The following is a 14,566-nucleotide window of genomic DNA, read 5'->3' on the forward strand; positions in this document are numbered from 1 at the left end:
CCATGTGCGCGACGAGCAGGTGATGCGCGAGACCGGCAACCGCCCGATCGGCTCGATGGAGGTCGCCAACTATACGTTCAAGCATTTCATCCCGCAGTACGACGTGCGCGCCGCCCTGCCGGGCTTCGCGATGCCGACGCTGATCGTCGGCGCGCGCCACGACTGGATCACGCCGCTGTCGCAGGCGGAGGAGATGCATCGGCTCATCCCCGGCTCGGAGCTGGCCGTGTTCGAGCGCAGCGGACATATGCCGTTCATCGAGGAGCACGAGGCGTTCCTAGCGGAGCTGAGGCGGTTCCTCGGCCTGGAAGCGCCGGCGGCTGCCGCGGAGCAGCCATGAGGGGCGCGATGGATTTGCGGGCCTGGCGGCAATGGAGGCTCGATTCCGCGGCCGGCCCGCTGGGCGACCTGTCGCTGGTCGCGCTGCATGAGCTGGCGGAGCCGGCGCGCATCGAAGGACTGCCCGGCGTCTGGTCGCCGGCCGATGGCGGGCTGACGGCGGAGCTCGCGCCCGAGGACGGAGCGCGGCTGGAAGGCGCTGCGGCCGTCGGCGTCATTCGTCTGGAAGAGGATGGAGCGGCGCTCCATTTCCCTGACGGACGGGCCGCCGCCGCGACCTCGCAGCCGGGCTCGCCTCATCTGCTCGCGGTGTGGGATCCGCAGGCCGAGCGGCTCGCCCGCTTTGACGGCATCGACGTCTACCCCGAGGACGAGGCGTCCGTATGGACGGGCAGGTTCGAGGCGGCCGCGGACGGCACGGCCGAATTCCTGCACCAGGGAGACCGGGACGGCCGCACGCGCCGGCACGGATCGCCGGGCGAGATTGTCGCGGAGAGGGACGGGGAGACGTTCCGCCTCGTGCCGTTCCGCTCGGGAGACGCGCTCATCGTGACGTTCGCCGACCGCACGAGCGGACCCGAGACGTACGGACCGGGACGGATGCTGCTGGTGGACGGACCGCTCGAGCACGGCCAGCCGGTGAAGCTCGACTTCAACCGCGCTTTCCTGCCTCCGTGCGCGTTTTCGCCCGCCTTCAACTGTCCGCTGCCTCCGCGCTCCAACCGGCTGCCGCTGGAAATCCGCGCGGGGGAGAAAAACGTGCTCTGGAAAAGCGAGCGGGCGTGAGCTCCGGGGCGGCTCGCCTGAGCTGAAATGCTGAGCCCGTCGGAGCGGCTCGCCTGAGCTGATAACGCCGAGTCCGCCTGAGCGGGCCGCCTGAGCTGAACGCCGAGTCCGTCGGAGCGGCTCGCCTGAGCTGAAAACGCCGAGTCCGTCGGAGCGGCTCGCCTGAGCTGAAAACGCCGAGCCCGCCTGAGGGCCGCGGGAAGGACCGGAAGGCTGCGCGCAGCCTTGTCCGGTCCTTCCCTGCGCTCGGGAGCAGGGAGATTTTTCTTCCCGCTCGGATGGTTTCGACAATATAATCCAAAAATAAAGAGGATTCGACAATTTTCGCTATCTTCTATTGACAAGATGTCCAAGAAAACCGGATACTGAATAAAATCAAAGTTGTTCAATCGGAATTAGAATGATGAAGGAGAGTCGACATCCACATGAAACGAATCGGAAAAGGGGCGCTTGCGCTGGTGCTGTCCGCCAGCCTCGCGCTCGTATCGGCCTGCTCGAACGCGAATGCGCCGGCCAATGAGCCGTCCGCAGAGGCTCCTGCTGCCGGTGGCGCCAAGTCGGTGACGGTAGGCGTCACCTACGCGCCGAGCAACATCAACCCGCTGGCGCCGGTCGGACTCGTCTCGACCTATGTCGCGAGCCTGCTGTTCCCGCCGCTGGTCGATCTGGACTCCGACCTGCAGTACAAGCCGATGCTGGCGGACTCGATCGAGACGAGCGACAACAAGACGTTCACGATCAAGCTGAACGAAAAAGCGGCCTGGACCGACGGCAAGCCGGTGACGGCGGACGACGTCATCTTCACGCTCGGCCTGATGACGAACCCGAAGGTCGCCTCCAATCTGGCCTACCTGTTCGCGATCATCGAGGGACTGGACGACGCCGGCTTCCTGCCGGAGGGCCAGACCGCGATCAGCGGCGTCAAGAAGGTGGACGAGCGCACGCTGACGGTGACGGTCAAGGCGCCGACGACGCTGAGCATTTTCCAGGATACGATCGGCAAGAACCTGCTCACGCTCCCGCAGTCGGCGCTTGCGGACATCGCGCCGGAGGAGCTGGCCAAGAGCGACTTCATGCAGAAGCCGGACGTGACGAGCGGCCCGTTCAAGCTGGCCGAATACAACCGCGACCAGTTCGTGCGCCTGGAGGCGAACGACGCATACTTCAAGGGCGCTCCGAAGCTGGACTCGCTGAACTTCAAGGTGCTGCAGGGCAACGCCGTCACCGCCCAGCTGCAGAGCGGCGAGATCGACATGAACATCCCGTCGGCGGGCGTCATCCCGGTCGGCGACTACGAGAAGGTCAAGGGGCTGCAGGGCATCCGCACGGTCGAGGCGGCTCCGCTGGCGACGCAGTTCATGTACATCAACGAAGCCGTCGTGCCGGACGCGAAGCAGCGCCAGGCGATCAGCTACGCGATGAACCGCCAGCAGATCGTCGACAAGCTGCTGCATGGCGCGGGCGAGGTCGTGGACAGCTACTTCACCAGCTATAGCCCGTACCGCGACGAGAGCGTGCAGCCAGCCGCCTACGATCCCGAAAAGGCCAAGTCGCTGCTCGCCGAGTCCGGCTGGGACAGCGCCAAGACGCTGCGGCTGTACGTCCTGTCGGGCGACGCCACGCTCGAGCAGGCGGCCAACATCGTCGCCGAGAACCTGCGCGCCGCCGGCGTGCAGACGAAGATCCAGATGATGGATCTGGCGACGCTGATCGACAATCTCGTCAAGATGGACTATGACCTCGGCATCCTCACGGTGTCGCTGACGCCGATCAACCCGCTGCCGGACATCGCCTATTTCCTCAAGGAAGGCAATCCGAGCGGCTACAAGAACGCCGAGGCGGAGAAGCTGCTGGACGCGATCGCCGCCGAGACCGACGAGGCGAAGATCAAGCAGTCCTACAGCGACCTGCAGAAGATCATCGCGCAGGACGTGCCGATGCCGGCGATCTATGCGACCAAGGCGCTTGGCGCGGTGAGCGAGCGAGTATCGGGAGCGGAGCCGAAGGACTTCGGCATGTTCATCAATGTATACGAATGGGACGTGAAGTAAACGCGAGCGGGCGTTAACGATTCGAGGTGCAGGCATTGCTGACTTATGTGCTGCGGCGGCTGCTGACCGCCGTGCCCGTGCTGCTGGGCGTCACGGTCATCAACTTCATCATCATGCGCATGGCTCCCGGCAATCCGGTGGACATGCTGGTCAGCCCCAAGCTGCCGGCCGCGGCGGCGGAGGCCCGGCGGCTGGCGCTCGGGCTGAACGAGCCGGCCTACGTCCAGTACGGCCTGTGGCTGAAAAATCTCTTGCTGCACGGCGATCTCGGCTACTCGCTCATCACCTACGAGCCGGTGACGCGGGTGATCTTCGACCGCATGGGGCCGACGCTGCTGCTCATGGGCACGGCGCTCGCGCTCGGCTTGCTCGTCGCGGTGCCGCTCGGCGTGCTGAGCGCGACGCGGCAATATTCCAAGCTCGACTATCTCGCTTCGACCGGGTCCTTTCTGGGCCTGTCCGTGCCCGGGTTCTTCCTGGGCCTCGGCCTCATCTATCTGTTCGCCATCCAGCTGCAGTGGCTGCCTTCGGGCGGCATGACGGAGCTTGGCGGCTCCGGCGGCTTCGTCGATCGTCTCCGGCATCTGATCCTGCCGGCGCTCGTCCTGGCGGCGGCTGTCGCAGGGCGGTGCATCCGCTACGTCCGCTCGAGCATGCTGGAGATTCTCGGCCATGACTACCTCCGCACCGCCCGCGCCAAAGGCGTGCGCGAGACGCTCGTCGTCGGCCGCCACGCCATGCGCAACGCGCTCATCCCGATCGTCACCGTCATCGGGCTGGAGATGTCCGTGCTGCTCGGCGGCGCAGTCGTCGTCGAGCAGGTATTCGCCTGGCCGGGCATCGGGCAGCTGACGCTGTCGTCGATCATGAGCCGCGACTATTCCACGCTCATGGGCTTGAACCTGGTGGCCGCCGTATCCGTCATCGCCGTCAATCTGGCGACCGACTTCATCTATGCGGCTGTCGATCCCCGCGTCCGCACGAGCTACGAGGGGGAGGGGGCGGCATGAATCTGTTCCGAAGGTATTTCTCCGTAGGCCGGGGCCGGGGACCGGCGATGCCGGGAACGGCAGGTCCGGTGTTGTCGGGAGCGGGGCGCGGTCAGAGCGGGCCGGCAAAGCCGGAGCCGGGACCGGGGGTGCTTGAGGCGGCCGCATCGGGACCTCTAGGGCCGTACCGGGACGCGTCGCGGTTGCCGGGAGCGGGGCCGGGGCAAGAAGGTCCCGGCTCCGCGGGGCCGGCGGCGGAGATCGGCGCCGTACCGGGCCGGATGTTCCTCCAGCGCTTTCGGCGCCACAAGCTCGGCGTCGCCGGCGCGATCGCGCTCGGCGTCATGGCGCTCGCGGCGCTGCTGGCGCCGCTGATCGCGCCGTACGATCCGAACGCCGTCACCGACTCGTTCGGCGAGGGGCCGTCGCTGCGGCATTGGCTCGGCACCGACCCGATCGGCCGCGACATGCTGAGCCGGCTCATCTACGCGGCCCGCGTCTCGCTTGCCGCCGGCCTCGGCGCGATGGCGATCGCGGCGGCGATCGGCACGCTGCTCGGCCTGATCGCCGGCTACGCCGGCGGCTGGATCGACAACGTCATCATGCGCGTCACCGACATCTTCATGGCGTTCCCGTACCTGATGCTCATCCTCGTCGTGGCGAGCCTGGTCGGTCCGGGGCTGACGAACATCATCCTCATCCTCGGCCTGCTCGGCTGGCCGGCGGTCGCCCGCCTCGTTCGCGGCAACGTGCTGGCGATCAAGCAGGCGGACTACGTGACCGCGGCGGTCGCGCTCGGCCTCAGCCGCACGCGCATCCTGCTGCGCCACATCCTGCCGAACACCGTCGCGCCGATCCTGATCTACGCGACGAGCGGCGTCGCCGGCGCGATCCTCGACGAGGCCGCGCTCAGCTTCCTCGGGCTCGGCGTGCAGCCGCCGGACGCGAGCTGGGGCAACATGCTGGCGAGCGCCCAGTCGCTGACCGTGCTCACCTCGCAGCCTTGGCTGTGGGTGCCGCCGGGCGTGGCGATCATCGTCACCGTGCTGGCCGTCAACTTCGTCGGCGACGCCCTGCGCGACGCGCTCGATCCGCGCAACCGGCATTAGCGGGCGCGCGGGTGGCACGCGCCGGGGCGGCGGTGCCGCAGGGAGCGCGGGCGGCGGCTTGGCGCAAGCCCGCTGCGTCGGGTGAGTGCGTCGAGCGTCGAGTGTCGGACGAAGCGCGTCGCTTTTGGCTTGGGCGCCGTCGAAGCGCTAACGATACGACAAAGCGCTATTTCGCTCAATTCCGCTGAAATGGATTTTTAACGATACGGAGCGACGCTATGGGCCGCTAGTTCGGTGTTTTTCCTCCTATTCGGGAGCAATAGAGCGCGAGAGTATCGTTAGAATTCCAGAACAGGCGAATAAGCTGAAATAGCGCTTCTCCGTATCGTTAGGCTTCCTAGGCGATGCGGCCGGCCGCATAAATGCAGTTCGTGCGATCATCCCATCGTTCTCCACCGCATGCGGCTGTCCGAACGAAAGGTCCATGAGGCAGGCATGCCTGCATCCAAAAGAGCATCGCCCCGGCGTTAGCCGGAGCGATGCTCTTTTTCGTTCCGAGGGCTCAGCCCGCGGCGATATAGATCGACATGGAGAAGATCCACATCATCGCGCCGAACAGCAGGGACGCCACGATTTTCAGCGCATCGGACTTCTCCTTGGCGAACAGCTGCAGGATCGCGAGCATGAAGAAGAAGGCGAGCCCGGGCATGACATAAGCGGCGCCGAATATAACCAACATTTCCAACCGAGCAGCTCCTTCCGCCTTCCCCATCCGAATGGGAGGGCTTCGATCGAGATTCCTCCTTTTTTAGCATGAACAGAGGCATTCTGCAAGAGGATCGCGCTACTCGAACCAGCCCGCCACGACGTGCCACCAGCGCTCGAGCCGCGCGATCCATCGGTCGGCCTGGCGGCCTTGCTGGACGAGATGGATGGCCCAGTCCCAGTCCGTGAGGAACTGGATGACGGTCAGGACAAGCATCGCGACGGCAAAGCCGAATGCCACCGTGAACAGCAGCTGCAGCCGGAAGTAACCGATCAGCAGCCGCGACAGCTGGCGCACTTCGGCCGGCGATTCGGCGGACTGCTCGATCCGCATCGCCTGCGCGGCGAGGCGCAGCATCCAGACGGCGGCAGCGACCTCCAGCAGACCGGCGAGCGTGCCGAGGCCGAAGTTCATCATGCCGACGACGCATTGGAACAGGCCGAAGGCCAGCGTGGCGCAGGCGGCTGTCCGCATCCAGAACGCGAGGCGGCGCCAGTCGCTTTTGGCGGAGGTGCGAGGGAAAGCGCGGCCGGGCGGGGGCGCGGAAGCGCCAGAAGCGCCAGAAGCGCCGGAAACGCCGGAAGAGCCCGCCGTCTCTTTGGCGAGGGCTTCACCGGGGTTCAAGCGCAGCATCGGTTCATTCATCGACAGGGTCTCCTTCGGGAATAGATGGTGACGAAGCCTGAGTTTGACATCGGCGTTCCGGCGGTCTATAGTAAGAGCGAACGTTTATAATTTAGTAAATTACTAAATCGAAATTTGAAATTCACTCATCAAAACTCTGCCGTCCACATCCATTCCCCCGGGAGGCCTTCGCGATGAACATGAAAATTCCGACGACGCTGAAGCACAAGCCGGTGCTCGTCTCTGAAAACTACAGCCAGGTCGACGGCCGCTACGCGCCTGACTCCGAAGCGAAGGGCCTGTCGCTCGGCCTCGCGCAGTGGAACGACCGCGGCAAGGTCGACATTTCGGCCAAAGTATGGCGCCATACGGGCGGCAAATGGTCGCGCCAGTCCGAGGAGCTGCCGCTGCATCGCGTGCTCGATCTGGCGATCCTCGTCGCCAGCGGCATGGTCCACTTCCGCGAAGCATACCGGTATGAGGGGCTCTACGATCCCGAGCAGCCGGTGCTGGACCGCATCGGCCTGCAAGGAGACGCGATGACCGTCTCGGTATGCACGGACAACGAGCGCATCGACGAGGACATCCGGCTGTTCAGCCAGGCGCTGAGCGACGACGGCGAGCTGATCGGCGAGCGGCTGCAGGTGCTGTCCGGCCTGCTCAAGGAGATGGGCTATTGAGCGGGGCGCGGGAGACGATCGAGCGCAGCGAGTCGCTGGCCGACTGGGCGGGCAGTCTGGCCGGACTGGACGATTTCGACTGGTTCCGGCCGATGCGGCCGGGCAAGGCGTCGATCGCGGAGGTGATCTCCCATTTGCAGAACTGGGACCGCTATCTGCTGGAGACGGTGCTGACAGAGGTCGAGGCGGGACGCGGCATCCATTTTCCGGCGTTCGACCCGTTCAATGCCCTCGCTTACCAATACGCCAACTCCGGCGTGGCGCGGGAGCGGCTGCTCTGCGAGCTGGCCGCCACGAGGCGCGAGCTGTGCCGCAGGCTGCGGGAGCTTGATCCCGCCGTGCTGGAGCGTCCGCTGCTCGTGAACGGCGCTCAGCGGGATCCGCACACAGGGCGGCCTTACTCGCTGGCTCTTATCCTCGAAGAATTCCTGGAGCACGACGAGCATCACCGCGCGCAGATCGAAGCGGCGCGCAGCGGCGGATGAGGGCGTTCGGCCGATCCGCGTGGACGGCTCCTCGCCCTGCCCGGCAGGGAGGACGCATCCGGGGTTAAAAAAAGAGGCTGCAAGCGATCCGCTGAACCGGATCGGACTTGCAGCCTCTTTTGCAGCTTCTTTCGGGGCCTGGCGCTTGAGCGCCCCGCAGCTGGCGTGCCGCGCCCAGCCCGTCAGGCGCGGGCTTCCGCGCCCGCCGCCGGCGGCTCCTCCGCCGTGCCGTGCCGTGCCGCGCCCGTCAGAGACGCGCGCCGTCGGATCGGTCTCGCCGCCGCACCGCGCTCGGCCCGTCAATCGCGGCCTGAGCGCACCGTCGGATCGGCCTCGCCGCCGCCGCACCGCGCCCAGCCCGTCAGACGCGGGCTGAGCGCGCCATCAAGTCCGCATCCCTGCGAGCACGCGCGCGCGCAGCGCCTCGGAAGCGGGCCGGCCGTGGGCCAGCTCCAGCGCCCACAGCACCGCGCCCGCCGCCGGCGGCTCCTCCAGCAGCCGGAAGCGCAGCTCCGTCTGCGGCAGCAGCTCGCGCGCCGTCTCCATGTACAGCTCGCGCAGGATAGGCGGCGCCGCCTTCACCCATACCGAGCCGGCCAGCACGACGTCGACCGGGCCGCTCTCGAAGTCGAGGCCGCGCACGCAGCCGGCCGTCGACATCGCCATCTGCCGCGCCGAATGCCGCACGGCCGCGAGCGCCGGGCCGTCGCCCGCCGCGGCCGCCTCCAGCAGCAGCGTCGCCAGCTCCGTCGCCGGCAGGGAGCGCGAGAGCATCGCCTCCAGCGCCCGCTCCAGCAGCTCCTCCGGTCCGACCGCGCCGAGCAGGCGCAGCGCCGGGGCGGTCAGCGCGGTAGGCGCGCCGACGCGGTACAGCTCGTCGTAGGCGAGGCGCACCGCGCGGCGGGCCAGGTAGGCGCCGCCGGACTCGTCGCCGGACAGCTCGCTGCCGACGCCGCCGACCTGCAGCCGCCGGCCCGACGGGTCGATGCCGCCCGTGCAGGCGCCGGTGCCGTTGATCGAGCAGACGCCTGCGCCGGAAGGGCTGCCGGCCTTGATGCCGAGGAAGCTGTCGTTGTCCATCTCGAAGCGGCCGTAGCCGAGCTCGCGGATGACGCGGTCCAGCTCCCGCTTCTGCGAGGGGATGTCGGCTCCCGCCAGGCCGAATGCCGCCGCGGCGAGATCGCCCGGCTCCAGGCCATGGCGGCCGAGCAGCTCTCCGGCCTGCTCGGCGAGCGCTCTTTTCGCTCCGGCGTAGCCGTCCTTGAACTGCTCATGGCTGCAGGTGCCCGTGCGGAGCGAGCCGAGCCTCCGTCCGTCGAGATCGTACAGATAATAGTCGGTCTTGGTGTTGCCGCCGTCGACGCCGAGCACGTACGAAGGAGTTCCATTCATGGTCAATGCTCCTTTCGCCGCCCGCTTACGAGCGGAATTGCGGCAGATAGTCCCGATGCGCTTCCTTCAGCTCGTCGAAGCAGGCGCGGGCCGCATCGTAGTCGCCGACGAGCGGGTTCATGAGCAGCGCGCGCATCGCCGCCTCCTCGCTGCCGCTCACCGCCGCCTCCACCGTCTCGCGCTCGTACGCCTTGACCATGCGCATGTAATCGCGGATATGGGCGTTGTCGAGGCCGCGCACCGGGATCGGCTTGGCGCCGTCCTTGCCGATGACCGCCGTGATCTCCACCGCGTCCGTATCCTCCATGAAGTCGAGCGCGCCTTGGTTCAGCAGGTTGACGACATGCTCCTCCTGCTTGTCGTTCCAGATGGCGTCGACGAGGCTGATCGCCACCTCGGAGTAGTTGGCGCCGCCGCGCGAGGCGAGCAGCTCCGGCTTGGTGTGGAGCTTGGCGTCCTCATACAGGCCCAGCAGCTCCTCCTCGATCTCCATGCAGCGCTGGCCGCGCGACTGCTCGGCTTTTTTCAGCAGGTCGAGCTTCTTGTTCTTGAAGTAGTAATACTCCAGGTACGAAGAAGGGATCGCTCCGATCGTCTGCACCAGCTCCTGGCTGAAGCCCGACGAGGGGATGTTCTTCATCGTCTCGCTGTTCAGCCCCTGGGCGAGCGCGTCCTGCAGGTAGTCGCGGCCGTCCTGCTCGATGCCGGTGATCCAGCTCAGATGGTTGAGGCCGACGTAGGTGAGGCGCGCCTCGGGCAGCTCCATCTTGGAGCGGATGCTCTTGGTCATGTTGTAGGGCACGTTGCACAGGCCGAGCATCTTGATCTTGCTGTGGTTCAGGATCGCTTCCGTGAGGATGCCCGCCGGGTTGGAAAAGTTGATCAGCCAAGCGTCCGGACAAAGCGTCTCCATCCTCCGCGCGATGTCCAGCATGACCGGGATCGTCCGCATCGCCTTGAAAAAGCCGCCGATGCCGCAGGTTTCCTGGCCGATCATCCCGTATTTCAGCGGGATCTGCTCGTCGAGCACGCGCGCCGGCAGCTTGCCGACGCGGATCTGGCCCAACACGAAGTCCGCTCCGCTCAGCGCCTCGTCGAGCTCCTGCGTCTTGACGACGCGGCAGTCCATGCCGGCCGCCGCGGCCATGCGCGCGCTCAGGTCGCCGACGATGTCGAGCTTGCGCGCGTCGATGTCCATCAACGCCAGCTCCCGGACCGGCAGCGAGCCGCTGCGCTTGATGATGCCCTCCATCAGCTCCGGGGTATAGGTGCTGCCTGCTCCGATGATCGCGATCTTCATCCTTTATCCATCCCTTTCCCTCTGGCGGCGAAGCCGCTCTGATTCCTCGCTCTGTGACGCTATTGTAGCACAGGAGGCGAGGGTGTCGAGCGGAAAGTTAAATTAATATTTCAAAAAATAATAAAAAACCAAAATATAATTTTATGGACGAATGACGGCGATTTTCCTGAGCAAATCGGCGTTTTCCTCGGTTTTTCCCCCTCTGCCGCTCTTGTAATTCCCGGTTCTAGCGTATACGATTATGGCGCTGTATCAGATCAACGGCAGGAGGCGGCTTATGGCTATCAACGACAACGTATTGATCAAGATCCGGGAACGCAAGGACAGTCTCACTCCTGTCGAACGGCGAGTCGCCGAATACATTCTGGAAAACAAGGAAGAGATTCCGCATCTCTCCATCAAGAACCTTGCCATGGGCAGCCGCACGAGCGACGCCTCGGTGCTGCGCTTCTGCAAGACGATGGGCTACAACGGCTACCGCAGCTTCATCGTCAGCATCTCGGCGGCGATGGGCGGCAAGGAAGAGCCGGACAGCGGACAGTACACGGACATCCAGCCGGGAGATGACCTGCAGACGATCATTTCCAACACGGCACGCAACAATATACGCTCCATCGAAGATACGCTGAGCCTGATCGACCGCGACGCCGTCGACCAGGCGGTGCAGGTTCTTCGCACCTGCAGCCGCATCTTCCTGTTCGGGATCGGGGCTTCCGGACTCATCTGCCTCGATGCCGAGCAGAAGTTCACGCGCATCAACAAGAACTGCCACGCCTATCTGGACGGGCACAGCCAGCTCACGGCGGCGACGCTCGTCTCCGACAAGGACGCGGCGATCTTCATCTCCAACTCCGGCGGCACCGAGGAGATCCTCGACGCGCTCGACATCGTGTCCAAGACGGGAGCGCGCACGATCGCCATCACCAAATACGGCAAAAGCGAGCTGTCCGAGCGGGCCGACCTGCTGCTCAGCATCTCGACGCCGGAGGTGACGATCCGCAGCGGCGCGATGGGCTCGCGCATCGCCATGCTGACGGTGGTGGACATGCTGTTCACCGGCGTGGCGAGCGCCGACTATCAGGAGGTCAAGCATTATTTGACCCGCAGCCGCAACATCATCGCCAGCAAGCGCCGCCGCCGCTAGCGGCGCTGGGGCCTGGCGCCGCCATGTCCGGCGAGCTGTCCGGGCATGGCCTTCCCTTGAGCATCCGCCGTATGGACCGGCGGGTGCTTTTTTGTCGGCTCTCCGGCTTGCTGCAACCCGGAAAAATCGGGTTGCAGAGTCGGCCCAGAGTGTTCGAGGTGCTGCAACCCGACAAAATCGGGTTGCAGAGTCGGTCCAGCGTGTTCGAGGTGCCGCAACCCGACAAAATCGGGTTGCAGAGTCGGCCCAGCGTGTTCGAGGTGCCGCAACCCGACAAAATCGGGTTGCAGAGTCGGTCCAGCGTGTTCGAGGTGCTGCAACCCGACAAAATCGGGTTGCAGAGTCGGTCCAGCGTATTCGAGGTGCTGCAACCCGGAAAAATCGGGTTGCAGAGTCGGTCCAGCGTGTTCGAGGTGCTGCAACCCGACAAAACCGGGTTGCAGCACTCAGGACAATGAGCAACTCGGCTCGAACGAATGCCCGAACGGCGGAGTTACGCGGAAAAACCGAGTAACTCGGGGCGAATGTGCGTCCGGATGAGGGAGAAACGCGGAAAAATCGAGTAACACGGGTTGGATGTGCGTCCGGATAGGGGAGATACGCGGAAAAACCGAGTAACTTGGGTCGAATGTACGTCCGGATGGGAGAGATACGCGGAAAAACCGAGTAACTCGGGTTCAATGTACGTCCGGATGGCGGAGTTACGCGGAAAAACCGAGTAACTCGGGTCGGATGACGTCTGGATGAGTTAAGTCCATATAATTGTGTAAAATGCTCCTGACCATAAAAAGGAAAGCCATGGTAGGACTCTCGGTTAGAATGGAAGTTGTCGAGACCAACATTCCAAGGAGAGTGCCTACACATGACTCAATACCAGATTACCGTAGATCAAGACATTTTGCACCAGCTGTTTATCGGAACCGATCGGGACGCGGGAGTGGCCCGCTTGTTGGAGACGGTGCTGAATCAGGTGCTGACAGCCCAGGCGACGGATCAGCTGGCGGCGCAGACGTACGAGCGCACCAGCGAGCGCAAGGGCTACCGCAACGGCAGCTACGAGCGCGACGTCATTACCCGCGCTGGCAGCGTCACCTTGCGCGTCCCCCGGTTTCGGGACGGCTCCTTTTCTACCGAGCTTTTCGCCCGGTATCAGCGCAGCGAGCAAGCGCTGGTGCTCTCGCTCATGGAAATGGTCATCAACGGCGTGTCGACGCGCAAGGTGACTAAAATCACCGAGGAGCTGTGCGGAACCGAGTTCTCCAAGTCAACGGTCAGCCACCTGTGCAAGCAGCTGGACCCGGCTGTCCACGACTGGAACAACCGCTCTCTGGCCGACCACGCCTTCCCCTTCATCACCATCGATGCGATCTACGTGAAGGTGCGTGAAGAAGGCCGTATCTGTTCTCGAGGCGTTCTGGTGGGCTACGGCGTGAACGAGCAAGGCCGGCGTGAGATTCTGGGCCTGCGCGTCGACGACACCGAGTCGGAGGAGAGCTGGGGCGCCTACTTCCGCTGGCTGAAAGAGCGCGGCCTGCACGGCGTAGAGCTCGTCACGAGCGACTACCATGGCGGGCTGGTCAAGGCCATCGAGAAGGAGTTTCAAGGGGTCTCGTGGCAGCGGTGCCAGACGCACTTCATCAAGAACGTGCTGAACGCAGCGCCCAAAGCGCTCCAAAGCGAAATCAAGAGTCGCGTCCGATCGATCTTCGATGCGCCCGACATGAAGACGGCTCGTTCCTATCTCGAACAGACGCTTGAGGCGTATGCCGAGACAGCACCCAAAGCGATGAAAATACTGGAGGACGGGTTCGAGGACGCCGTCGCGGTGCTGGCCTTCCCGGAGGCCTACCGCGTGCGGCTGCGCACCTCCAACGGCATGGAGCGCCTGAACGGGGAGATCCGCAGGCGCGAGACGGTCATCCGCATCTTTCCCAATCGCGCTTCCGTCATCCGTCTCATCGGAGCCATGCTCATGGAAGAGAACGAGTACTGGATGACGAAGAAGCCGTACATGGACATGACGGACTTCAAGGCGTGGAAGAAGCAGAAAGCCACTCAGGGCGCCGGCTCGGAGGAGCAGGAAACCAGCACCACCATGACGGAAGCGACGGACAGCCTATAAACCCGATTCCATTTTCTACCGAGAAGTGTTTTTACACACAATTATGGACTTGACCTCTGGATGAGGGAGGTACGCGGAAAACCCGAGTAACTCGGGTCGGATGTGCGTCTGGATGGGGAAGATACGCGGAAAAACCGAGTAACTCGGGTCGGATGTGCGTTCGGATGGGGGAGATACGCGGAAAACCCGAGTAACTCGGCTTCGAGATACGCGTGAGGCAGGGGTTAAGTCGAAAAAATCGAGTTACTGGGATACGAGGTAGGCGTGCGGCAGGGTTTAAGTAATCGAGTAACTGACCTTCGAGGTAGGCGTGAGGCAGGGAGCGGAGGGGACGGAAACCTCTTGGAGAAGCGGCAGCGGTTCCCTTGAAGGCCGGATTCCTTCCGTTTCGGAAAAGGAGATCAGAGGAATCTGGGCTTCAGCGGAATCGGAAAGAGGTTCCGTCCCTGGAGCGGCGTCAGCGAACATCCCCAGGAATTCCGTCCCCGCCCCCCATCCACCTAAACGCATAAAACGATCGCCCGCGGAGCATCCTCTCCATGCGCCCTGAGGCAGGATTTTCTCCGGCCGATCCTGCAACCGCTTCCCGGCCGAAGCCGCAACCGCTTCCCTGAAATTGGCGTTCCGACAGCGACTGACAGCCGGGACGAACTATGTTAACTTAACTCCCACAAACCCTTTCGTTTTGACAAAATTCTGTATTAAAACTCCAACATTAAGTTCCACTATAAAAATAAATTTCAAAAACTATTGACCAATTCGGAGCGTTTCGATACGATTGGGGTACGTCATACGAAGTTTATCAAGATCGGACGGAGGCTTGAGGTAACCGCTTCCAG

General features: G+C 64.1%; 14 protein-coding genes. 10 read left to right on the forward strand and 4 right to left on the reverse strand.

The features are described 5' to 3' along the window. Window positions 1-4 precede the first annotated feature (4 nt). From B8V81_RS10330 to opp4C, 5 genes are all read left to right on the forward strand, one after another. The gene (locus B8V81_RS10330) at window positions 5-340 is read left to right on the forward strand and encodes an alpha/beta fold hydrolase (RefSeq protein WP_146000481.1); all 336 of its coding nucleotides are present in this window, start codon (window positions 5-7) and stop codon (window positions 338-340) included. Window positions 341-348: 8 nt separating this feature from the next. Continuing rightward, window positions 349-1,125, forward strand: a complete 777-nt coding sequence (locus B8V81_RS10335; RefSeq protein ID WP_180968419.1) for a DUF1684 domain-containing protein — start codon at window positions 349-351, stop codon at window positions 1,123-1,125. A 425-nt stretch (window positions 1,126-1,550) separates the two neighbouring features. Then, window positions 1,551-3,176: an ABC transporter substrate-binding protein gene (locus B8V81_RS10340; RefSeq protein WP_101808321.1), complete on the forward strand. Its 1,626-nt coding sequence runs from the start codon at window positions 1,551-1,553 to the stop codon at window positions 3,174-3,176. 35 nt (window positions 3,177-3,211) lie between these two features. Beyond that, the gene (locus B8V81_RS10345) at window positions 3,212-4,186 is read left to right on the forward strand and encodes an ABC transporter permease (RefSeq protein WP_028600684.1); all 975 of its coding nucleotides are present in this window, start codon (window positions 3,212-3,214) and stop codon (window positions 4,184-4,186) included. Further along, window positions 4,183-5,274, forward strand: coding sequence for an oligopeptide ABC transporter permease (gene opp4C, locus B8V81_RS10350; protein ID WP_228551222.1), 1,092 nt, complete (start codon window positions 4,183-4,185; stop codon window positions 5,272-5,274). The genes B8V81_RS10345 and opp4C overlap by 4 nt, the downstream gene beginning before the upstream one ends. A gap of 502 nt (window positions 5,275-5,776) precedes the next feature. Here the strand turns inward: opp4C and B8V81_RS10355 are convergent. Both B8V81_RS10355 and B8V81_RS10360 read right to left on the reverse strand, forming a co-directional pair. Then, a complete protein-coding gene (locus tag B8V81_RS10355) occupies window positions 5,777-5,959 on the reverse strand; it encodes a hypothetical protein (protein WP_028600682.1) in 183 nt (60 codons plus the stop codon). A gap of 99 nt (window positions 5,960-6,058) precedes the next feature. Beyond that, window positions 6,059-6,625 carry a hypothetical protein gene (locus B8V81_RS10360; protein WP_101808323.1) on the reverse strand — a complete coding sequence of 189 codons (567 nt, stop codon included), beginning with the start codon at window positions 6,623-6,625 and terminating at the stop codon, window positions 6,059-6,061. Between the two features lie 179 nt (window positions 6,626-6,804). On the opposite strand from B8V81_RS10360, the gene B8V81_RS10365 reads away from it, so the two are divergent. Together B8V81_RS10365 and B8V81_RS10370 are read left to right on the forward strand one after the other, a co-directional pair. Then, window positions 6,805-7,284: a DUF6530 family protein gene (locus B8V81_RS10365; RefSeq protein WP_028600680.1), complete on the forward strand. Its 480-nt coding sequence runs from the start codon at window positions 6,805-6,807 to the stop codon at window positions 7,282-7,284. Then, window positions 7,281-7,769, forward strand: coding sequence for a DinB family protein (locus B8V81_RS10370; RefSeq protein WP_052333653.1), 489 nt, complete (start codon window positions 7,281-7,283; stop codon window positions 7,767-7,769). The genes B8V81_RS10365 and B8V81_RS10370 overlap by 4 nt, the downstream gene beginning before the upstream one ends. A gap of 384 nt (window positions 7,770-8,153) precedes the next feature. Here B8V81_RS10370 and B8V81_RS10375 read toward each other — a convergent pair whose 3' ends face one another. After that, window positions 8,154-9,161 carry an N-acetylglucosamine kinase gene (locus B8V81_RS10375; protein ID WP_028600678.1) on the reverse strand — a complete coding sequence of 336 codons (1,008 nt, stop codon included), beginning with the start codon at window positions 9,159-9,161 and terminating at the stop codon, window positions 8,154-8,156. A 25-nt stretch (window positions 9,162-9,186) separates the two neighbouring features. Beyond that, window positions 9,187-10,461 (reverse strand): 6-phospho-beta-glucosidase, encoded by a 1,275-nt coding sequence (locus B8V81_RS10380; RefSeq protein ID WP_028600677.1) that lies wholly within the window; start codon window positions 10,459-10,461, stop codon window positions 9,187-9,189. Between the two features lie 277 nt (window positions 10,462-10,738). Here B8V81_RS10380 and B8V81_RS10385 point away from each other — a divergent pair, with 277 nt between their 5' ends. The 3 genes from B8V81_RS10385 to B8V81_RS10395 all read left to right on the forward strand — a co-directional run bounded on the left by B8V81_RS10385 (window position 10,739) and on the right by B8V81_RS10395 (window position 13,727). Then, window positions 10,739-11,605 carry a MurR/RpiR family transcriptional regulator gene (locus tag B8V81_RS10385; protein WP_028600676.1) on the forward strand — a complete coding sequence of 289 codons (867 nt, stop codon included), beginning with the start codon at window positions 10,739-10,741 and terminating at the stop codon, window positions 11,603-11,605. A 23-nt stretch (window positions 11,606-11,628) separates the two neighbouring features. After that, window positions 11,629-12,063, forward strand: coding sequence for a hypothetical protein (locus B8V81_RS10390; RefSeq protein ID WP_101808324.1), 435 nt, complete (start codon window positions 11,629-11,631; stop codon window positions 12,061-12,063). 404 nt (window positions 12,064-12,467) lie between these two features. Further along, window positions 12,468-13,727: an IS256 family transposase gene (locus tag B8V81_RS10395; protein ID WP_101808325.1), complete on the forward strand. Its 1,260-nt coding sequence runs from the start codon at window positions 12,468-12,470 to the stop codon at window positions 13,725-13,727. The last annotated feature ends 839 nt before the right edge of the window (window positions 13,728-14,566 follow it).

The organism is Paenibacillus pasadenensis, assembly GCF_002864175.1.
GTDB lineage: Bacteria > Bacillota > Bacilli > Paenibacillales > Paenibacillaceae > Paenibacillus_O > Paenibacillus_O pasadenensis.